This is a genomic window from Pseudomonas guariconensis (genome assembly GCF_040822035.1).
GTDB classification, from domain to species: Bacteria; Pseudomonadota; Gammaproteobacteria; order Pseudomonadales; family Pseudomonadaceae; genus Aquipseudomonas; species Aquipseudomonas guariconensis.
The window spans coordinates 1,889,492-1,910,000 of record NZ_CP162012.1 but is presented as its reverse complement, the minus strand read 5'-3'; the positions used below and the strand labels follow the sequence as shown (position 1 = coordinate 1,910,000).

Genomic DNA, 20,509 nt, shown 5'->3' with positions numbered 1-20,509 from the left:
TCAGTGGTACCCCCTACATATTGGCCACCAGAATCGATCAACAGCAAACCATCGCCTTCGATCACCGCATGGGACTGCTCAGTCGCCCGGTAATGCGGCATGGCACCGTTGGCGTTGAACGCTGCGATGGTGGAAAAACTCAACGACACGAACCCCGGCCGGCGCCCACGCGCCGCGCTCAATCGTTCGTCGATAGTCAGCTCGGTGATGGTTTGCTTGCCTAAGTTGGCCTCAAACCAGGCGAAGAATTCGCACAACGCCGCGCCGTCTTGCTCCATTACCTGACGGATATGCACCAGATCTTCTTCGCCCTTGCGGGACTTGCTCAAGGTGGTCGGATTGATACCCTCGAGCAATTGCACATCGGCGCTCAGGTGATCCAGCAAGCCACAGGTGACACGGGCCGGATCCACCAGCAAGCGGGCATTTGGGGGTATCGCGGCCAAGGCCCGGCCGATTTCTGCATAGTCGCGCACCGAGATCCCATCGACCGCCAGCACATGGCGCAGGTGATCGTCGACTTTGTCCAGGCCGACGAACAGCGTTGCCTGCTCCTGCCCGATCAACGCGAAGGAGACAAATACCGGGTTGTAGGACACATCGCTGCCGCGCAGGTTGAACAACCAGGCAATGTCGTCGAGAGTGGCGATGAAGTGCCAATCGGCGCCGCGCTCAGTCAGGGTCTGCCGCAGTTCGGCAAGTTTTTCCGCACGACTGACGGTCGCATGAGGCGGTAGATGCTGGTAGACCGGATTGCCTGGCAGAGCCGGCCGCCCGTCCCAGACCCGCTCCAGCAAATCCAGATGGGTCAGCAAGCGCACTTCGCGGGCCTTCAGTCGCTCCTGCAACTGCCGGGCGGAGGCCAACGCCATCACTGCTCCATCGACGGCCACCGTTCCCTGGTACCGAACATGCTCACCAAGCCACTCCAGCGCCCCTGGTTGGCCAGGCAGCAACTTCATCAGCTCGATGCCACTGCCCGCCAGTTCATGCTGGGCCTGCTCCCAGTAGCGGCTATCGGCCCACAGCCCGGCGAAATCGGCCGTGACGACCAAAGTCCCTACTGAGCCATGAAAGCCAGACAACCACTGGCGGCCTTGCCAGTGCCCTGGCAGATACTCGGATAGATGGGGGTCAGCCGAGGGGACCAGCAAGGCATCCACGCCTTCGCCGGCCATTATCTCGCGCACACGCGCCAGGCGGGCCGGGACGCTTTGCTGAATCGGGGACTGAATGTTCATGCGCACTCCTGCGGATACACCATCGGCTATTCCAAGCCGTTGATAATGGAGCAGCCAGCCATGCCCTGCAATCGCCGCGCTGCATCGGCGAGCCACGGCCATTGATCATGTCGGCTGAACTTTGCCCGCCCAAGTGCCTTCAGACTCCATACATCCCAGCGGACAGACTTCGCCTATGCCCCAGTCCAGCGACCCGAAAACCGCCGTTGTCCTGCTCGACACACGTGAACACACCCCCGAGCACGAGCACGCGGTCCATCTCAAAATCGCCAATTACCTGGCTCGACTGCTGGGTATCGATCGTGTGGAAACCCGACTGCCCTCGACCAGCACCGGTGCCTTCTATTATCTGCCCACCGAAACCCTGGTTGATTCACAACGCTACCGCGCCATGGGCATCCTCGACGAAGACGACCTGTTCGGTGGTGTGGTGCCTTTCCCATTCGTGGCGACCAAGGCGATTTCCCACCCTTTGCCGGCCAATGCCAGCTTCCCGCCCGGCTGGAGCGACGCCTTCGCCCAGGACGCGTGCGATGCCCTCTTGCGGGGCTATACCGTTTTCAGCAAAGCCGACGCACGGCAAGCTGCGCGCTTGCTGCTAAACGAGGGTCCGCTGCGGGTCAAGCCGGTACTGGCCTGCGCCGGGCGAGGACAAGCCGTGATCGAAGAGGCACAGGACCTCGAACCGATGCTTGCGCAAATGGACGACAAGGCGTTGGCGCTCGTTGGCCTCGTGCTCGAAGAGCATCTGGAACAAGTACAGACCTTCAGTGTCGGCCAGGTGCGGGTGGGACAATTGAGCTGCAGCTACTACGGCACCCAACGCCTGACTCACGATCACTCGGGCACCGAAATCTACGGTGGCTCGGACCTGATCGTGGTTCGAGGGGGCTATGAGGCCTTGCTGCAACTGCCACTGGAAGATCATCTGCGTCTGGCGATCACCCAGGCCATGACCTACGAACGCGCCGCCCAGCAGCACTTTCCAGGCTTCATCGCTTCGCGCCGCAACTACGATATCGCCCGCGGTCTGGACGCGCGCCAGCACCTGCGCAGCGGGGTGTTAGAGCAATCCTGGCGCCTGGGCGGTGCCAGCAGCGCCGAGGTCCTGGCCCTGCAGGCCTTCGCCGATGACCCAGCCCTGTTGCAGGTACGCGCTTCGAGCCATGAAGTCTTCGGTACCGCCAAATTGCCGGCCGACGCCACACTTTTCTACCAAGGAAACGACAGTGAACTTGGACAACTCAGCAAATATGCACGGATACGCCACCATGACCATTCAGAGTGAAACCGTAGAGTTGCAGGTCGAGGACGGCCGCATCGCCGGCACCGTGGTCAGCCCCGGCAGCAAGATGCCGGCCATTCTCTTCGTCCACGGCTGGGGCGGCAGCCAGCAACGCGACTTGGCACGGGCACGACAGATCACCGGCCTAGGCTGCGTGTGCATGACCTTCGACCTGCGCGGCCACGAGAAGACCGAAAGTCAGCGATTGACCGTCACCCGCCAACAGAACCTCGAAGACCTTCTGGCCGCCTATGACCGCCTGGCCAGCCACCCAGCAGTGGACCCGAGCGCCATCGCGCTGATTGGCAGCAGCTATGGCGGCTACCTGGCGACTTTGCTCACCACTCAGCGGCCAGTCAGATGGCTTGCCTTGCGGGTCCCGGCATTGTATTGGGACGAAGACTGGGGCACCCCCAAGCAAGCCTTGGACCGCCAGCGCCTGAACAACTATCGCCAGCGGATTCTGGGCCCAGCCGACAATCGCGCCCTGGCAGCTTGCGCCGAATTCACAGGCGATGTGCTGCTGGTGGAGTCCGAGCATGATGATTATGTGCCGCACAATACGTTGATGAGCTATCGCTCGGCGTTCGTTGCTGCCCATTCCCTGACCCATCGCATCGTCGATGGGGCGGATCATGCGCTGTCCAGCGAAGAGAGCCAGAAAGGCTACAGTTCGATCCTCGCGTCCTGGATCGCAGAAATGGTCATCGGCGCCCGTCTGGACCGTTACCCGCATTACGCCCCGTGGTATGCCTGAGGCTCACCGACCTGGCAATGCAGACCGCCATCCTCGCCTCGTACGAGGCTGCGCAACGTCTGGAAGGCGGCGAAGTTCACGCCCCGTGCTTGGTGCTGGCACAACAGGTCGAGAAACGGCTCCTCGACGAAGAAGCTGGCAGCCGCTGCCCATTCATGGCGTGATTGCCATTGCAGGTATTGGAGCACCCGACTGCCGTCATCGCTGGCTTGAATACTGACGCCAAGCAAACCGTCACAACGCACTGCCAGCTCTTCACTGCGCACTACCAAGGCATCAGCCAAGGCATGCTGGCAAGCTGCCGGCACTTCGTATTCAATCATCTGGGTAAACCATAAAGAATGGGGCTGAGCCGCCATGGACAGTCTCCTTGTTGCGGATGCTTGCTGCACGATGGCTAACAAGGCTAAAACCTCCAGTTAACTCAAGGTCAAGGGATTTTTTTCCATGTCTGGCACCCATCAGATGATGCTGAGCGTCGGCCAGTTGGCGGCCCGAAGCGGCGTGGCGGTCACAGCATTGCACTTCTACGAAACCAAGGGGCTGATCCACAGTACGCGCAACGCCGGCAACCAGCGCCGCTATCCGCGCTCGATGCTGCGTAGAGTCGCCGTGATCAAGATGGCCCAGCGATTGGGTATCGCCCTTGCCGACATCGCCAAAGCCCTCGACAGCCTGCCCAACGATCACGTACCGACCGCCGAGGACTGGCGCCGGCTGTCGGCGCGATGGCGTGAGGACCTCAATCGCCGTATCGACGAACTGACCCTGTTGCGCGACCAGCTGGACGGCTGTATCGGTTGCGGCTGCCTGTCACTCAAAGAGTGCCCGCTGCGCAATCATCAGGACCGCCTGGCCGAGGAAGGGCCAGGGCCGCATCCGCAATGACAACCGCAGTCTGTCATGCCTGGACGAAGCGCCGGCGGTAATCGCTGGGTGTCGATCCGGTGATGCGCTGGAAGACCTTGCGAAACGCTCCCGGATCCTGATAGCCCACGCCCCAGGCGATCTGATCCACGCTGCGCCGCGTGAACTCCAGTAGCCGGCACGCCCTCACCACCCGTACCTGTTGGCAGTATTCGGTTGGCCGCATGCCGGTCGCCGCTCGAAAGCGACGCAAGAAAGTGCGCGGCTCAAGACCTGCGCACAACGCCATGGTCGTAAGGTCCACCTCCTGCGCGCCACTTCCCTGCAACCAGTGCTGGACTTTGAGCACTGCTTCGTCGCCATGGTCCAGCCGCGGGTTGAAGCGTGCGCCGGGTGAGGTCGTGGCAAGAGGCTCGACGGCCAAATAGCGTGCGGTCTCACGGGCCAGGGTCGCGCCGAGAAAGCGCTCCAGCAGGCGCAGTCCCAGGTCGGTCCAGGCCATCAGACCTGCCGAGGTCATGATGTCGCCATCATCGAGCAACGGCTGATTGGCCACCACCTCGATATTGGGAAAGCGCTCGGCCAGTGCCTGCGCGTAGTTCCAGTGAGTGCTGGCCTGACGGCCATCGAGCAAACCACTGGCGGCAATGAAGAACACTCCGATGCACACCGAGGCGAGCACCGCGCCCTGCCCATGCCATTGGCCGAGCGCGGCGCGATGATGCTCGAGCACCGTAGGCCCGGGGGCCGACGCCAGGCTTGGCGGAATCACCAACGCACGTACCTCATGCGAAGGTTGCGGCAAGCTGTCATGGATAGCCCGAACCTGCCCGTCGCCCTCGACCTGCCAATGGCTGACGCGCAACCTCGGCAGATCGCCCGCTCCAAGTTCCGCGGCCACCCGGTTGGCTACCGCGAACAGATCCGTCAGGCCCATCACCGCCGCACCCTGGGCGCCGGGATAGATCAACACGCCGATTTCCAGGATGTTGGGGCTGTCAGTTTTTGCCGTCATTGTGTCGATCGCGCCAATCCCAGAGGTGGTGGTCCAAGCCTATAACTATCCACATCCAACCACTACTGCCATAGGAGGCAGCATGAGCAAGCAGGCCCTGATCATCATCGACATCCAGAACGACTACTTCCCCGGCGGCAAGTGGACCCTCGACGGCGCCGATGCAGCCGCCGACAACGCCGCCCACCTGCTCGATGCCGCTCGCGAGCGGGGCGACTTGGTGGTGCATGTACGCCATGAGTTCGACAGCGCCGACGCGCCGTTCTTCGCTCCGGCCTCCAAGGGCGCGCAGATCCATCCCAAGGTCGCACCAGCGCCGGGAGAACCGGTGGTGCTCAAGCATCAGGTCAACGCCTTCCGCGATACCGATCTCAAGTCCCTGCTGGACGAGCATCAGGTCAAGGCCGTGACCATCGTCGGCAGCATGAGCCATATGTGTATCGATGCCGCGACGCGCGCCGCCGCCGATCATGGCTACCAAGTCACAGTGGCCCATGATGCCTGCGCCACGCTACCTCTGGAGTTTGCCGGCGAGCTAGTTCCTGCCGCCCAGGTCCACGCCGCTTCCATGGCTGCCTTGGCGTTCGCCTATGCCCGCGTCGCGAGCACCGAGCAACTGCTCGGCGAATACGGTGCCTGAAAGGTCATATCACCACATTGCGCACGAACCGCGTGGGCTCGCTGCCGTCGTTGCGATAGGCGTACCGGCAATTGCTGGGAAACACGTGGAACTCGCCGACCTGCAAGCGAAGCTCGCGCGATTCGATCAGTAGTGTCAAGCAACCTGCGACCACGTAGATCTGCTCGCTCCACCCCTCGGCGTCAGCGTCGCTGACATAGCACTCCCCTGGCGCCAGGGTCCACTCCCACAATTCGACTTCACGCATGGCGGGGCTGCTGCCCAACAGCACGGCCTTGCTTAGTGGATGCTCGCCTGCCCAGGCCAGCTCGTTGATTCGGCTCGGATCGCGTTGTCCAGGCGCCTGGATAAGCGTGCTGAAGACCACTCCGAGCGCTTCGGCGATCAGGTCGAGCGTCGTCAGGCTGACGTTCTTTTCACCCGCCTCGATGGCGACCAGCATGCGCCGGCTGACCCCGGATCGTTCAGCCAGGGCCGTCTGGCTCAACCCCGCGGCATGGCGCAGTTGGCGGATGTTCTGACTGACATGTTGCAGCACCGAAGCACGGTGCGAGGCATCTTTGTGCACTATATTGCTCACAGATTAGGATTGCGCAGTATACTGCCCACTTTGCGGCGGATTGTGCGCCGCCCTCTTTGAGCGCGCAAGACCATGACTCCATCCTCCAGCCCGTCGAAAACCACCATATCCCTGCGTTTGAGCAAGGCAGAACTGGTACTGGTATTCATCACCATGCTCTGGGGTGGCACTTTCCTGTTGGTGCATAACGTCATGACTGTCAGCGGCCCGATGTTTTTCGTCGGCCTGCGTTTTGCCGCCGCAGCGCTGTTCGTGGGCCTGGTGTCGGCGCGCTCACTACCGGGGCTGACCCTGACCGAGCTCAAGGCCGGAATGCTCATCGGCGTATCGATCATGCTGGGGTATGGCTTGCAGACCATGGGCCTGCAGACCATCAGCAGCAGCCAGTCGGCGTTCATCACAGCCCTTTATGTCCCCTTCGTGCCGCTGTTGCAGTGGCTGGTGCTCGGGCGCCGCCCGGGGCTGATGCCAAGCCTCGGGATTTGCCTGGCCTTCATCGGCTTGGTGCTGGTGGCAGGCCCTGATAGCGGAACCTTGAACCTCAGCGAAGGTGAGCTGCTGACCTTGGTCAGCGCCGTGGCCATCGCAGCCGAGATCATCCTGATCAGCCGGTATGCCGGCCAAGTCGATGTGCGTCGTGTCACGGTGGTTCAACTGCTAACCGCCTCGGCCCTGGCCTTTCTCATGATCGTTCCGACCCAAGAGCGCATCCCGGACTTCTCCTGGCTGCTTCTATGTAGCGCCATCGGCCTGGGCGCCATGAGCGCGGTGATCCAGGTAGCGATGAACTGGGCGCAGAAATCCGTATCCCCCACCCGCGCCACCCTCATCTACGCCGGCGAACCGGTGTGGGCCGGCATCGTCGGGCGCATCGCCGGGGAGCGACTGCCAGGCCTGGCATTGCTTGGGGGCTTGCTGATCGTGATCGCCGTGGTGGTCAGCGAATTGAAGATCCGCCGCACCGACGAGGGGCCGGCCACGCAAGAAAGCCGCGCCACTCACGAACGCGAACCAGGCCTGTGAAGTCCCGCTCAGCAGCTATGCTTTGAAAAAAACTGTTATAAAAAAACAGCTTTTCACACCCCATATGTAGGAATGTTCAACCGCTTGCGTGTTGGTGATCAACTCCTCGGCACGTATGATCGTTGGCAAACTCCTCCAGATTAGAACGCTATGTCATTGATAGTGCTATTGCTTCTGCCGTTCGTGGGCAGTTGCCTGGCAGCCGTGCTGCCGCACAACGCACGCAACGCAGAGTCCATTCTCGCCGGGCTCGTCGCCCTGGCGGGCACCATCCAGGTAGCATTGCTGTACCCGCAGATCGCCCATGGCGGCGTCATCCGCGAGGAGTTCCTCTGGTTGCCCAGCCTCGGGCTGAACCTGGTCCTGCGCATGGACGGCTTCGCCTGGCTGTTCTCCCTGCTGGTGCTCGGCATCGGTACGCTGGTGTCGCTGTATGCGCGCTACTACATGTCGCCCCAGGACCCTGTGCCCCGCTTCTTTGCCTTTTTCTTGGCGTTCATGGGCGCCATGCTCGGCCTGGTGATTTCCGGCAATCTCATTCAGCTGGTGTTCTTCTGGGAGTTGACCAGCCTGTTCTCCTTCCTGCTGATCGGCTACTGGCACCACCGCAGTGATGCTCGCCGGGGCGCCTACATGGCGCTCATGGTCACAGGTGCCGGCGGTTTGTGCATGTTGGTCGGGGTGCTGCTGCTCGGCCATGTGGTCGGCAGCTACGACCTGGACAAGGTCTTGGCTGCCGGCGACCTGATTCGCCAACATGCGCTGTATCCCGTCCTGCTTCCCTTGATCCTGATCGGAGCGCTGAGCAAGAGCGCCCAATTCCCTTTCCAGTTCTGGCTGCCCCATGCGATGGCAGCGCCAACCCCCGTCTCTGCGTACCTGCACTCGGCCACTATGGTCAAGGCGGGAGTGTTCCTGCTGGCCCGGCTGTGGCCGGTGCTTTCGGGCAGCGAGGAATGGTTCTGGATCGTCGGCGGTGCAGGTGCCATGACCCTGCTGCTCGGCGCCTTCTGCGCCATGTTCCAGAACGACCTCAAGGGCCTGCTGGCGTATTCCACCATCAGCCACCTGGGCTTGATCACCCTCCTGCTGGGCCTGAACAGCCCGCTGGCCGCCGTGGCCGCGGTGTTCCACATCCTCAACCATGCCACCTTCAAGGCCTCGCTGTTCATGGCCGCCGGCATCATCGACCATGAAAGCGGTACGCGTGACATTCGTCGCCTGAACGGGCTGTTCCGCCTGATTCCGTTCACCGCCACCTTGGCCATGGTGGCCAGCGCCTCGATGGCCGGCGTTCCGCTGATGAACGGTTTCCTGTCGAAGGAGATGTTCTTCGCCGAGACCGTGTTCATCAGCTCCACCGCCTGGGTCGAGGCCACATTGCCGGTGATTGCCACCCTGGCGGGCACTTTCAGCGTGGCATACGCGCTGCGCTTTACCGTCGACGTTTTCTTCGGCCCCACCGCCCAGGATCTGCCGCATACCCCCCACGAGCCGCCGCGCTGGATGCGCGCACCGGTCGAACTGCTGGTGCTGACGTGCCTGGTGGTGGGCATTTTCCCCGCTCAGTCGGTCGGCCCGTTGCTGGCCGCAGCCGCGTTGCCGGTGGTCGGCGGGACCTTGCCTGAATACAGCCTGGCCATCTGGCACGGCTGGAACGCCCCGCTGATCATGAGCCTGATCGCCATGTGCGGCGGTGTGGTGCTCTACCTGCTGTTGCGCGAGCAACTGCGTCGAGGCCGCTTCCCACACCCACCGCTGATCGAACGCTTCAACGGCAAGCGCCTGTTCGAGCGTGGCCTGGTGCGCCTGATGCTGCTGGCCCGCCGCCTTGAAGGGCTGCTGACCACCCGCCGCTTGCAGAAGCAACTGTTCATGCTGGCATTGGCGGCCTTCCTCGCCGGGCTCCTGCCGATGCTAGACAGCGGCCTGAGCTGGGGTGATCGACCGAAAATCCCCGGGTCGGGCGTGTTCGTCGCGCTCTGGCTGATCGCGATCGCCTGTGCCATCGGCGCCGCTTGGCAGGCCAAGTACCACCGCCTGGCGGCACTGATCATGGTCAGTGTCTGCGGCCTGATGACCTGCATCACCTTCGTCTGGTTCTCCGCGCCTGACTTGGCGCTGACCCAACTGGTGGTCGAAGTGGTGACCACCGTGCTCATCCTGCTCGGCCTGCGCTGGCTGCCACGACGTATCGAAGGCGTCTCGGCGCTAGGTGCTACTCAGGAGCGTGCGCGCCTTCGCCGCCTGCGCGATCTGCTGCTGGCCGTATTGGTCGGCGGTGGCATGGCCTTGCTGTCCTACGCCATGCTGACCCGTCCTACGCCCAACGACATTTCTTCGTTCTACCTCAGCCGAGCCCTGCCTCAAGGCGGCGGTACCAACGTGGTCAACGTGATGCTGGTGGATTTTCGCGGCTTCGATACCCTCGGCGAAATTACCGTCCTGGTGGCCGTGGCCCTTACCGTATTTGCCCTGCTGCGGCGCTTCCGCCCACCGAAGGAAAGCATGCAGTTGCCGGCCCAGCAGCGCTCGCTGGCGCCAGATGTGGTCACTGATTTGATCAACCCGCGCCATGCCACCGACACCGCCCTGGGTTTCATGATGGTGCCGGCCGCGCTGGTTCGCCTGCTGTTGCCGATCGCATTGGTGGTGTCGATGTACCTGTTCATGCGCGGCCACAACCAGCCAGGCGGAGGATTCGTCGCTGGCCTGGTGATGTCGGTGGCGTTCATCCTCCAGTACATGGTCGCCGGTACCCAGTGGGTCGAGGCCCAGATGAGCCTGCGACCGCTGCGCTGGATGGGCACGGGCCTGCTGTGCGCCACCCTGACCGGCGCCGGAGCCATGCTCCTGGGCTATCCGTTCCTGACCACCCACACCGCCCATCTGCACTTGCCTGTGCTGGGTGACGTGCACGTGGCCAGCGCGTTGTTCTTCGACATCGGTGTCTACACCGTCGTGGTCGGCTCCACGCTGTTGATCCTCACTGCCCTGGCGCACCAGTCGGTACGCGCCTATCGACCGGGCACGCCCACTAAATCCAGCCAAGCAGGAGCCGCCTGATGGAAGAAGTCATTGCCGTGGCCATTGGCGTGCTAGCCGCCTCCGGGGTCTGGCTGATCCTGCGCCCACGTACCTACCAGGTCATCATGGGCCTGTGCCTGCTGTCCTATGGTGTCAATCTGTTCATCTTCAGCATGGGTAGCCTGTTCATCGGCAAGGAGCCGATCATCAAGGAAGGCGTGACACAGGATCTGCTGCATTACACCGATCCTCTGCCTCAGGCGCTTGTGCTCACCGCGATCGTCATCAGCTTTGCCATGACCGCACTGTTCCTGGTGGTGCTGCTGGCTTCGCGCGGTCTGACCGGCACCGACCACGTCGACGGCCGGGAGCGTGAAGAATGAGCCTGATGAACCAACTGATCATCGCCCCCATCCTGCTGCCGCTGGTCACAGCCGCCTTGATGCTGTTGCTGGGCGAAAAGCGTCGTCCGCTCAAGGGGCGCCTGAACCTGTTGTCCACGCTGATTGGCCTGGGCATCGCCATCACCTTGCTCACTTGGGTACGCGGCCAGGGTCAGGCCGAATCGATCGGCGTCTACCTGCCCGGCAACTGGCCCGCACCGTTCGGCATCGTCTTGGTGGTGGATCACCTGTCCGCGCTGCTGTTGACGCTCACCGGCATCATCGGCGTCAGCGCCCTGCTCTTCGCCAGGGCCCGCTGGGATGGCGCGGGCGCCAGCTTCCACGCCCTGTTCCAGATCCAACTCATGGGCTTGTATGGCGCCTTCCTGACAGCGGACCTGTTCAACCTGTTCGTATTCTTCGAGGTGCTGCTGGCCGCCTCCTACGGCTTGCTGTTGCATGGTTCGGGACGGGCTCGGGTCAAAGCTGGCCTGCATTACATCGCCATTAACCTGTTCGCTTCCTCGCTGTTCCTGGTGGGCGCAGCGATGCTCTATGGCGTGACCGGTACCCTTAACATGGCCGACCTGGCGCTGAAGATCCCGCTGGTGCCGGAGGCCGATCGCGGCTTGCTGCACGCTGGCGCGGCAATCCTGGCCATGGCCTTCCTGGTCAAGGCCGGTATCTGGCCGCTGAATTTCTGGCTGGTGCCGGCCTATGCCTCGGCCAGTGCACCGGTCGCGGCACTGTTCGCCATCATGACCAAGGTTGGCCTGTATGCGGTGCTGCGCCTGTGGACCCTGCTGTTCTCCAGCCAGGCCGGCGCTTCGGCGCACTTCGGCGGCCAATGGCTGGTCTATGGCGGCCTGGCCACTTTGGCGGTGGCGGCACTGTCCATCCTCGCCGCCCAGCGCCTGGAGCGCCTGGCCGGCCTGAGCATCCTGGTCTCCGCCGGCACCCTCCTGGGGGCCATCGGTTTCGGCCAACCGATCCTCACCGGCAGTGCATTGTTCTACCTGGTGAGCTCGACCCTGGCCCTGTGCGCACTGTTCCTGCTCGCCGAGCTGGTGGAGCGCTCGCGCTCGGCCAACGAGGCGCCGCTGGATGAAGAGGACGATGCGATTCCTTCGCCACTGGAGTCGCTGCACCCACCCAAAGGCATCAATCTGGACGACGAACAAAAGGCGGTGATCGGCCAGATCATTCCTTGGACCATGGCATTCCTGGGGCTGAGCTTCATCGCCTGCGCCTTGCTGATCATCGGCATGCCACCGCTGTCGGGCTTCATTGGCAAACTGAGCCTGATCAGCGCGTTGTTCAATCCCCAAGGTTTGGGTGTGCCGGCCGATCAGCCGCTGTCCGCCTCCGCCTGGTGCCTGGTGGCGCTGTTGATCCTGTCGGGCATGGCCTCGCTGATCGCCTTTGGCCGTGTGGGTATCCAGCGTTTCTGGAAGCCAGAGGAGCGTCCTTCTCCCCTGCTGCGCCGCTATGAATGCCTGCCCATCGTCATCCTGCTAGGTCTGTGCATCCTGCTCAGCGTCCAGGCCGAACCCTTGCTGCGCTACACCCAGGACACGGCCGCCAGCCTGCAAACGCCCGATACTTATATCCAGGCGGTGATGGCGACGCGTCCGGTCCCTGGCCCGACCACCGCCGACATACAGGTGCAGCCATGAGCCGATTGATTCCCGCCCCACTGCTGTCACTGTCGCTGTTTGCCCTGTGGCTGCTGCTCAACCTGTCAGTCAGCCCCGGCAACCTGTTGCTCGGCGCTGCCCTGGGTATCCTTGCGCCCCTGCTGATGGCCCCGCTGCGTCCCCAGCACGCCCATGTCCGGCGGCCGTGGGCGGTGGTGCGGCTGATCTGTCGTGTCGGCCTGGATGTCATCCATTCCAACCTGCTGGTGGCCCGTGGTGTGCTGTGCGCCGGCCATCGCCCGCCGCGCTCGGCATTCGTCCATATTCCCCTGGCGCTGCGCGATGCCCATGGTCTGGCGGCGTTGTCGATGATCACGACGGTGGTACCAGGCACGGTCTGGTCGGAGCTGGCGCTGGACCGCAGCGTCTTGCTGCTGCATGTGTTCGATCTGGAGGACGAAGCGGCTTTCATCGAGCACTTCAAGCACACTTACGAGCGCCCGCTGATGGAGATTTTCGAATGACCGGCCTGCTTGCCAACGCCGTCCTCGCCAGCCTGTTCATCTTTGCCATCGCCATGGCATTGGCACTGGTCAGGCTGTTCCGTGGTCCCTCCGCTCAAGACCGGGTCCTGGCCCTGGACTACCTCTATATCCTAGGCATGCTGATGATGTTGGTCCTGGGTATCCGCTATGCCAGCGACACTTATTTCGAAGGCGCCTTGCTGATCGCGCTGTTCGGCTTCGTCGGGTCCTTCGCCTTGGCTAAATTCCTTCTGCGTGGCGAGGTGATCGAATGAACGAAGCCTTCGATATACCGCTCTGGCTGGAGCTGGTCACCGCCTTACTGCTCTTGGCGGGCAGTCTGTTCGCCCTGATCGGCGCTGTGGGAATGTTGCGATTGAAAGATTATTTCCAGCGCATGCACCCACCGGCCCTGGCCTCGACCTTGGGCGCCTGGTGCGTGTGCCTGGCCTCGATCCTGTATTTCTCCTGGCTCAAGCAAGGCCCGGTATTGCACGCCTGGCTGATACCGGTGCTGCTGTCGATCACCGTACCTGTGACCACGCTGTTGCTGGCCAGGGCGGCGCTGTTCCGCAAGCGCACAGCGGGAGAGGCTGTACCAGAAGAAGTCAGCAGTGGGCGGGACGGCGGAAACTGACGCCCGCATCAAAACCTCGGGGGTGGCCTCACCCCTGCGACAGGCGTTGCAGCTCCCGGCGCACCATGGCGGCGAATTCAGGCGGGCTGAGTTGGTACAGCTGGCCTGCAACCCAGGCCAGCCAGGCATTGCCCAGTGCCTCGCGCTGCGCCAGCAGCCGCTCAGCCTGCTCGACGGCCTGCGCCTGATATTCTCGATGAAATTGCGCCCTGCCGGTGGGTGCTTTGTCGCTCATTCGCTGGCCTTGAACGTGGTCAGCTCGCCCTTTCGCCATTTGGCGACCTTGCCGGTCACGGCCTTGAGCAACTTGCCGAGGCCTTCCTGCACTTGTTGCTGCGCCGCGAACACCAGCATCACGCCATGGCCTTCACGAAAGACGATACCTTCACCTTCCGGCACCGAAACGAAGGCATAGTCACCAACGCCATAGACGTTCAGCTTGATTTCCCGAAAGCGCAGCTCCAGCTTACCGCCCTCGCGGCTGGGCAATACTGCCGCGCGGAAGTGGTCGCCCACTTTCAATTCAAGGTGCTGCTTGTTGTCGACCACCAGAGCGTCATCGGTATCGATTTCGGCCATGTAAAGGCCATCGGGGCTCTGCTCGGTGACATAAACGAAACGCCCGTGAAACAGCTTGGCCAACTTGGCCCGCAAATCGCCCAGGGCGAACAACGCGTGGGTATCCAGTGTACTGACTGCCAATGAAGAATTCCTCGAACCGGTTACAGGCGCCCCAACCGAAGCCGGGGCGCAGACATATCAAGTCGATGTCATGAAAGACTAATGAAGCGATGCACGAAACGTCTGTGCAGGCATGCGATGCGGCAGGCAGGAATCGTTACTCTAGCTTGCCAGCCAAGACCCCAAGACGGCTTTTCGGCAGTTTCTTCAATAGGAAACGTAATGTTCTGACAACAAATTTGCAGGAAAAGATGCAATAGATAATGTCAGGCCCTTTGCAGTACAGGCCCGGTATCCATCAGCGCATTACAGGGGAAAGAATATGCACGAAAACACCGAAATCCGTCGAGAGTCCAAGCGCATTTCTTGCCTTAGCAGAAGCGACCCCCGGTTTATCGTCATTCCCGCCGGCATCGATTTCTTTCATATTGCCGAACGCACCACCGGCCGCATCAAGGGTTTTCGGCGTCGCCATCAGGACGCCTGCGACCTGGCACGCCGGCTTGAACAATAACGCCTGGCCACTGCTCAGGCTGCTTTGCCCTTTTCCAACTGTGCCAACCATGCCGCCTGGCATTCGACTGCCTCTTTGCGACTGCCAAAGGCCGTACCGCGGCGCTCGCCGTTGACCAACACCACCCAGCAGACACGCCGGCCCATGGCCTGCAGTGTCGCAGGTACACCTGAACCAATCATGACAGCGACATCGACTCGGCTATTCATCATCCCCTCCGGAACTTAATTAGCAACCTAACGATATCGCCATCATACGCCCGCTCGGCAAGCGGAAAAAGCGCGCGCCAGCACAGCTGTATTGCATCTACGGCAACAAATGCGCCCAGCAGACGAAAACGCAAAAGGCCCCATGAATCGCTTCATGGGGCCTCTGCTGGACATGACGATCAGATCTGGCGCTGGTGGCGGTCGAGCTGTTCGTGACGTTCCTGGGCTTCGATGCAGTATTTGGTGGTTGGGCTGATCAGCAGACGCTGCAGGCCGATAGGCTCACCGCTGTCGTCGCACCAGCCGAAGCTTTCGTCAGCGATGCGGCCCAGAGCCATTTCCAGCTGCGGCAGCAGGCGCTGGTCACGCTCGATGGCGTTGACCAGCCAGTGGCGCTCTTCTTCCACCGAGGCCACGTCGGCCGGATCCGAAGGCGTGTCCAGGCTTTCGATGGTGGCGCGGCTCAGCTCGATGCGCTCGTGGGTTTCGACTTTCATCGCTTGCAGCAGGCCAGTGAAGAAAGCCAACTGTTCGGCATTCATGTAGTCATCGGCCGACATAGCCAGCAACTGTTCCTTGGTCATCGATTTCTCTATGAAAATATAGGCATTTTGGGCGATTCGGGTGTCGCCAACGACAGTTCGTGGGCAACGAAATTCTTAAAGCGCCAACCGGCTCTGTTTTACAGGGGGCGGCAGTCTAAGGCGGCGGGCCGTGTGGGGCAACACCATTGATCCGTGAATTTACCCGAAATGCCCCTTGTTGCGACCAGCACCACGGCATCAGCTCGTCGGTTTTACGCTGCAAAAGGCAAAGCCAGGCGAGGCGCATGCACAACGTGGTAGCGGGCTACCGACCTCGGCGTCACGAAGGCGGCTTTGCTAATGGACCGTTCATATTCGGAGCTGTCCATGAGCAACCCTTCCCAACGCCCCGCAAGCCCAAGCCTGGAATGCCAGGTGGCGATCCGCTTCAGCACTCGCCCGAGCCTGTTCGACATCGCTGACCAGGTGCTTGCCGAACAATGGCTGACACGCCGCCTGCCGTCCAGTGCGGACCCTCGTGAGCTGTTTCTGGTCAGTCTCGGCCCGGCGTCGGCGCCACCTTTTATCCGCCCGTTGAGCCATGTGCTCGTCGAGCGTTATTGCCTGCGCCGTACGCTGAATCTGACGCCTCACGAAGATTACGTCACCTCCGTACCAGAACATGCGCCCCAGAAGGCATTGTCACTGGATCTTGACCCTCTGGCACTCATGATCAATGAATGCGGCCCGTTCATGCTGGAAGCCTATCAGCAAGCCCTGATCAGCTTCTGGAGCGATACCGATGACAAGGGACAGACGCCCTGGCAGTGGTACAGCGATTACCTGCAGCAACAGTTCACCCAGGCCGTTCTGGACAGCAAACGTGACACGACACTGCCTGAGCAGGCCCTGACGACGGCGCAATGGGTGCAGGCGCATCCTGACCCACGCACACACGCCAGCCTGGAGCCCTTCCAGATTCAGGTCAACAATCTGCGCATGGACTTCATGAACAACTGGCAGCTGGATCCGGAGCTCTCCAGTGCGCTATTGATCGAACACGGTGGCGCCCCAGCCGAGAAGAACACGACATTGCTCTTCACCCCTACCGGGAAATTGACGTCCTTCCCTTCACGCCAAGCGCTGCTGGCCCACACCGCCAGGCCCTGGCCATCGTTGCCCGGTGTATCCGGGCCAGACGTACACCTGATTGTTCCGACCTTGCCCTATTTTCAAAGCCAGGCACTCGGGGTGCTGTGCCAGCAGTTACATGGATCGCATCTGACAGCCTGGCCAGAAGACGATCTGGTCCGCGCGACCGATCTGTCGACCGCCCTGGACCGCCTGACATCGATGTTCGGCCTGTGCAGCCCGGCCGAGGCCACCCTGCACGAGCGCCTGGCAGGCCATTTGCCCGTCTGGCTGAAGGAGGCTTCCCCGAAAAAACTGTTGCGCTACAGCACGCTGCTGACCCAGATCGCCCAAGGCTATCATGACGCCCAGTACACCTCCTGGCTCGATGGCGTGCCCGATGCCCAGACATTCGCCACGCAGCAACTTCTGGCGCGCATTCAGAAGGATCACCCCGAGGCCAACCTGGACCTCTCGACGCTCAGAGTCGTCAATGCCCAAACCACCGTAGCCGCACTGCCGGTCCAGGAAACCATCGCCACGGACAATGCGCCACACACCGAAACCTTCACCCTGCCTCAACTGGCAATCAGCAACCTGGGGCTGTTACGCCCAGGCAAGGTCACGGTCCAGGCACTCGACGGCAAGCCGGTGCCGGACTGGTTCGATGAATCCTACTTGCGCAACCTCATCACCAAGGTGGATGTCGCACAGCACTACCCGGCCATGCTGCTTTCCACGCTGCTCGATGATCCGATGCAACGGTCTCGTCGGGAATCGTTGCTCAGACGGCAGTTGCACACACAACTCCCCGCCCTTGCCTTGGAACTGAACCTGCGAGGCAAACCAATAGGCTTCGACGTCATCAAGGATATCGGAGACGTATTTGGCGAGGCCCCGCAACGCAGTACTGCCTGGCAAATGCGCCCACTCGGATTGCTTAGAAGCCTGGATGCCAGCCCCGACCATCCGCTCAACACCTGGCTGATCGAAGCACAAACCGCCACCTCACAGCCCTGTCTGCTCTACCGCCCGCTGCACAGCGAGCCCTTGTTAGCTTTCGAGGACAGACAGGCGCTGCTTGACGCAATTGCCGCCCCCGGTCCACTACAAGATGACCTGCTCGAGCGTTTGCCCGAACAGGCCCGCAAGGTCTACGCCCATGGGGGCTTTCTCGAACCGCACCTGTTCCATCCCCTGGAAGATGACTGGGCCGTCCCGTTCGGCGCCCCCGCCCCGGTCACCCTGGCGCAGGAGCCAGCACTGACCGACCCGGCCCACGCCATCTACCACGGGTGCATCGATGAAACCATCAGCCAATTCCAAGCCCATGCCCAGACCAGCGCCCAGGCCCGTTGGGAGCGCTGGAAATCCCTGGGCTGGCTGCTGCTCAATACTGCACTGCCCTTCGCAGCCGAACCGTTGGCCGCACCGATCTGGACCATCCAGCTGGAAACCGCCTTCCTCGAACTGGTGGGCGAGCACCAATACCAGAGCGCGGGCGAACGCATCGCTTCCCTCGTGGAGTTTCTCGTCAATCTGGCGCTGCTTCTACTCAACCATGCTTTCAAGCGTATCGAGGTGGTGCGTGAAGCCGCTTCGCGCGGTTCTCAAGCCGACTCTGCCACAGCCTTGCTACCGGCCCTGCCGACCTTGACAGTGTCGCCACGTGAGCAAGTCCTCGACTTTTCCTGGGCAAACCCCAAACGCACGCTCGACCCGCTACAGCGAAAGACTCTAGAAGGACTCTGCGCGGATATCCCCTTGGCCCGGTTGGGCAAGCCCATCCCCAGCGGCCCCTTGAAGGAGCTGTTTCTCTATAAAGACAGAAGCTGGGCTGCGATCGACGACAAGGTCTACCAGGTCGAGTTCGACGCCAATCAGCAATGCCCGCGCATCGTCAACAGCAAAGACGAACTCATCAAAGGCCCTTGGCTGCGACGCGATGAAGCCGGTCGCTGGCAACTGGATCTGGGCCTGCGCCTGCGCGCTGGCATGCCCCTGCACCGCCGGGTCGAACAGTTGCGCAACGCCAACCAACAAGAGTTGGCAGCGCTGCAGGCTCAGATCCAGCAGGACGTGACCTACCAGAAAAGCCAACGAGAATACCTCGACAAGGTGGCACGGCTCGCCCACCGCCACGCACCCGACAGCATCCTGCGCAACTATCTGGCAAAGCTCGAGGACTTCACCACGTTCTGGCAAGAACACTTGAAACGCATCCATCAATTCAACGGCCTCAAGCCGCTGCACGAATACAAGATCAAACGCGCCTACGCCCTGTACCAGCAATTGCACTATGCAAAGAAAGTCGATGAAACCCTGACTTGGTTGCACGCGCCCATCCGGGAGCAAATCGATGAAATGATCAAGCGTCATCACGGGGGCTACGAGCTTACCGAGGCCGACAAACGTAGCCTGGGCCAACGCATCGAGACCTTGCTGCCACTGCTGAACAAGTTGCTAGACAACAGCCAGCACCTGGTCGATAGCATGGAGCAACTTCAGCGCCTTGCCAGCCGTTCGCAACCGAAGATCGTCGAGTATCGCGACGCGGCCGCGATCGATTGGGAGTTGGTCAAGTCGCCACTGGCGTGGCGCTGGTCGCGCATCGAGGCTTGCGTCAACCGCTTGTCGCTGCTCGAAGCACTCGACGACGACAGTGAGTATTGGCTGCAGCGCTGTGGCGAAAGCCTTGATCTGGCGTTCGCCCAGCGCCAGCAACTGCTTACCCTCGGGCAACCTAATGACGATGTGATCAGTCGGTTGGCCGTCAGCATCGACCGCCACTTCAAGACGGCTCGTCGTCAGCTGGGCAACCTCAAGACACACTTGGACCAGGACACAGCCCGACAGACCCTTGCCCGCCTCCAGGAAGACATCGACAGCGCTGCCCAGGAGCTGCAACCCACGCTCGACGAGCACGCGGCAACGCTCCCCCGCACCACCGTCAACCAGCTGCGCAAACAAGTGCCAGGCCTGATCGAAACCCAGGAAGGCGATGTGCTACTGGGCAATGTCCGTCCAGATGACGACACTGTCGTCGATATCCCCATTGCCTCGCACAATGCCGGTGCTCGCAGCTACAAACTGGAGAACGATCGGTGGGTGCAGTTGGCGACGAAAACACCTACCAAACCCACAGCCGTGCGCAAGCTCAAACACGTGCTCAAGGACAGCCAAGCGCGCCTACAGAGCGCACGCAAAGAACTGCAACGCCTGGAAGGCGGCACCTTCAGCCAGTACCTGCCCATTGAGATCGAAGAGCTGCTGCACCACCAGCGCGATCGCCTGCGTACCTTGCGCGAAGCGATCGAACAGCACCTGACGGCCGACAACCAGACAGACGAGGTCAGTGGCAACCGCGATGCCGCGGGGACGATCAAGGAACTGGAAGACCTGGACGCCCTGCTCACCCGCAAAGCGATCGAGCTGCGCACCAACGCGGCGCTGGAGCAAAAACCGCGCATGGCCGAGCTGCGTTTTCTGATTGACCAAGGAGTAGTGACCGTCCGCAGGGAGAACCCGCGCAAGCTGCTCGCCCGGGTCAAGGGCAGACCCGCGGACTACCTGGACGACTACGGGATCTACAAGGGCGAATCATTGCTGTGGGTCGCGCACTTTCACTACCGTACGCTCGAGGCCGACCAGCGTGCCTTCGTCGCTGGTCACCTCAAGCCGGCAGCGCAGCGATACGCCCAAGGCGCGCAGGTCAATCGGCCGGACACGGGCCAGACCGAAGACGTCTACCGCAGCCCAATTTCCCTGGCCGACGCACAGCAGTACTTCTTCAACATCTGAAACGACCGGGGCGCCCTCAGGCGCCCCGACTGT

General features: G+C 61.9%; 21 protein-coding genes (1 of these 21 only partly in view). 12 read left to right on the top strand and 9 right to left on the bottom strand.

Going from position 1 to position 20,509, the window contains the following annotated elements; genetic code table 11:
* On the bottom strand, positions 1 to 1,241 hold the 5' portion of the coding sequence (locus AB1N67_RS08630) for an aminopeptidase P family protein (RefSeq protein ID WP_043213896.1). It extends 568 nt beyond the left edge of the window; 1,241 of the gene's 1,809 nt are visible here — the first part of the coding sequence; the start codon lies at positions 1,239 to 1,241; its stop codon lies off the left edge, out of view.
* A 175-nt stretch (positions 1,242 to 1,416) separates the two neighbouring features.
* On the opposite strand from AB1N67_RS08630, the gene AB1N67_RS08625 reads away from it, so the two are divergent.
* Positions 1,417 to 2,529 (top strand): DUF3182 family protein, encoded by a 1,113-nt coding sequence (locus AB1N67_RS08625; protein ID WP_043213895.1) that lies wholly within the window; start codon positions 1,417 to 1,419, stop codon positions 2,527 to 2,529.
* Positions 2,513 to 3,283 carry a S9 family peptidase gene (locus tag AB1N67_RS08620; RefSeq protein WP_043213893.1) on the top strand — a complete coding sequence of 257 codons (771 nt, stop codon included), beginning with the start codon at positions 2,513 to 2,515 and terminating at the stop codon, positions 3,281 to 3,283. The genes AB1N67_RS08625 and AB1N67_RS08620 overlap by 17 nt, the downstream gene beginning before the upstream one ends.
* Here the strand turns inward: AB1N67_RS08620 and AB1N67_RS08615 are convergent.
* Positions 3,262 to 3,642, bottom strand: a complete 381-nt coding sequence (locus AB1N67_RS08615; RefSeq protein WP_043213891.1) for a hypothetical protein — start codon at positions 3,640 to 3,642, stop codon at positions 3,262 to 3,264. The two genes, AB1N67_RS08620 and AB1N67_RS08615, sit on opposite strands and share 22 nt — an antisense overlap.
* 88 nt (positions 3,643 to 3,730) lie before the next feature.
* Here AB1N67_RS08615 and soxR point away from each other — a divergent pair, with 88 nt between their 5' ends.
* Positions 3,731 to 4,171, top strand: coding sequence for a redox-sensitive transcriptional activator SoxR (soxR, locus tag AB1N67_RS08610; RefSeq protein WP_043213889.1), 441 nt, complete (start codon positions 3,731 to 3,733; stop codon positions 4,169 to 4,171).
* Between the two features lie 13 nt (positions 4,172 to 4,184).
* Here the strand turns inward: soxR and AB1N67_RS08605 are convergent, their stop codons facing one another.
* Entirely contained in the window at positions 4,185 to 5,165 is a 981-nt protein-coding gene (locus AB1N67_RS08605) for a GlxA family transcriptional regulator (RefSeq protein WP_043213888.1), read from the bottom strand.
* 82 nt (positions 5,166 to 5,247) lie between these two features.
* On the opposite strand from AB1N67_RS08605, the gene AB1N67_RS08600 reads away from it, so the two are divergent.
* Positions 5,248 to 5,805: a cysteine hydrolase family protein gene (locus tag AB1N67_RS08600; protein WP_043213887.1), complete on the top strand. Its 558-nt coding sequence runs from the start codon at positions 5,248 to 5,250 to the stop codon at positions 5,803 to 5,805.
* Between the two features lie 4 nt (positions 5,806 to 5,809).
* Here the strand turns inward: AB1N67_RS08600 and AB1N67_RS08595 are convergent, their stop codons facing one another.
* On the bottom strand, positions 5,810 to 6,373 hold the full coding sequence (locus tag AB1N67_RS08595; protein ID WP_043213886.1) for a helix-turn-helix domain-containing protein: 564 nt from the start codon (positions 6,371 to 6,373) through the stop codon (positions 5,810 to 5,812).
* An 84-nt stretch (positions 6,374 to 6,457) separates the two neighbouring features.
* Here AB1N67_RS08595 and AB1N67_RS08590 point away from each other — a divergent pair, with 84 nt between their 5' ends.
* The 7 genes from AB1N67_RS08590 (at position 6,458) to AB1N67_RS08560 (ending at position 13,616) form a co-directional block, all read left to right on the top strand.
* Entirely contained in the window at positions 6,458 to 7,408 is a 951-nt protein-coding gene (locus AB1N67_RS08590; RefSeq protein ID WP_182818452.1) for a DMT family transporter, read from the top strand.
* 150 nt (positions 7,409 to 7,558) lie between these two features.
* On the top strand, positions 7,559 to 10,474 hold the full coding sequence (locus AB1N67_RS08585) for a monovalent cation/H+ antiporter subunit A (protein ID WP_043213883.1): 2,916 nt from the start codon (positions 7,559 to 7,561) through the stop codon (positions 10,472 to 10,474).
* The gene (locus tag AB1N67_RS08580) at positions 10,474 to 10,818 is read left to right on the top strand and encodes a Na+/H+ antiporter subunit C (RefSeq protein WP_043213881.1); all 345 of its coding nucleotides are present in this window, start codon (positions 10,474 to 10,476) and stop codon (positions 10,816 to 10,818) included. Before AB1N67_RS08585 ends, AB1N67_RS08580 begins: the two co-directional genes overlap by 1 nt.
* The gene (locus AB1N67_RS08575; protein ID WP_043213880.1) at positions 10,815 to 12,494 is read left to right on the top strand and encodes a monovalent cation/H+ antiporter subunit D; all 1,680 of its coding nucleotides are present in this window, start codon (positions 10,815 to 10,817) and stop codon (positions 12,492 to 12,494) included. The genes AB1N67_RS08580 and AB1N67_RS08575 overlap by 4 nt, the downstream gene beginning before the upstream one ends.
* On the top strand, positions 12,491 to 12,979 hold the full coding sequence (locus AB1N67_RS08570) for a Na+/H+ antiporter subunit E (RefSeq protein ID WP_070574068.1): 489 nt from the start codon (positions 12,491 to 12,493) through the stop codon (positions 12,977 to 12,979). Before AB1N67_RS08575 ends, AB1N67_RS08570 begins: the two co-directional genes overlap by 4 nt.
* Positions 12,976 to 13,254: a K+/H+ antiporter subunit F gene (locus AB1N67_RS08565; protein ID WP_043213878.1), complete on the top strand. Its 279-nt coding sequence runs from the start codon at positions 12,976 to 12,978 to the stop codon at positions 13,252 to 13,254. The genes AB1N67_RS08570 and AB1N67_RS08565 overlap by 4 nt, the downstream gene beginning before the upstream one ends.
* Positions 13,251 to 13,616 carry a Na+/H+ antiporter subunit G gene (locus AB1N67_RS08560; RefSeq protein WP_043213876.1) on the top strand — a complete coding sequence of 122 codons (366 nt, stop codon included), beginning with the start codon at positions 13,251 to 13,253 and terminating at the stop codon, positions 13,614 to 13,616. The genes AB1N67_RS08565 and AB1N67_RS08560 overlap by 4 nt, the downstream gene beginning before the upstream one ends.
* 28 nt (positions 13,617 to 13,644) lie before the next feature.
* On the opposite strand, the gene AB1N67_RS08555 is transcribed toward AB1N67_RS08560, so the two are convergent.
* The 5 genes from AB1N67_RS08555 to AB1N67_RS08535 all read right to left on the bottom strand — a co-directional run bounded on the left by AB1N67_RS08555 (position 13,645) and on the right by AB1N67_RS08535 (position 15,604).
* Positions 13,645 to 13,851 (bottom strand): hypothetical protein, encoded by a 207-nt coding sequence (locus AB1N67_RS08555; RefSeq protein WP_043213874.1) that lies wholly within the window; start codon positions 13,849 to 13,851, stop codon positions 13,645 to 13,647.
* Positions 13,848 to 14,318: a hypothetical protein gene (locus AB1N67_RS08550; protein WP_043213872.1), complete on the bottom strand. Its 471-nt coding sequence runs from the start codon at positions 14,316 to 14,318 to the stop codon at positions 13,848 to 13,850. The genes AB1N67_RS08555 and AB1N67_RS08550 overlap by 4 nt, the downstream gene beginning before the upstream one ends.
* Positions 14,319 to 14,595: 277 nt before the next feature.
* Positions 14,596 to 14,874, bottom strand: a complete 279-nt coding sequence (locus AB1N67_RS08545; protein ID WP_180962689.1) for a hypothetical protein — start codon at positions 14,872 to 14,874, stop codon at positions 14,596 to 14,598.
* Positions 14,826 to 15,020, bottom strand: coding sequence for a hypothetical protein (locus tag AB1N67_RS08540; protein ID WP_043213867.1), 195 nt, complete (start codon positions 15,018 to 15,020; stop codon positions 14,826 to 14,828). The genes AB1N67_RS08545 and AB1N67_RS08540 overlap by 49 nt, the downstream gene beginning before the upstream one ends.
* A gap of 179 nt (positions 15,021 to 15,199) precedes the next feature.
* The gene (locus tag AB1N67_RS08535) at positions 15,200 to 15,604 is read right to left on the bottom strand and encodes a TraR/DksA C4-type zinc finger protein (protein WP_043213866.1); all 405 of its coding nucleotides are present in this window, start codon (positions 15,602 to 15,604) and stop codon (positions 15,200 to 15,202) included.
* Positions 15,605 to 15,931: 327 nt separating this feature from the next.
* Here AB1N67_RS08535 and AB1N67_RS08530 point away from each other — a divergent pair, with 327 nt between their 5' ends.
* Positions 15,932 to 20,476, top strand: a complete 4,545-nt coding sequence (locus AB1N67_RS08530; RefSeq protein WP_367863671.1) for a hypothetical protein — start codon at positions 15,932 to 15,934, stop codon at positions 20,474 to 20,476.
* Positions 20,477 to 20,509 lie beyond the last annotated feature (33 nt).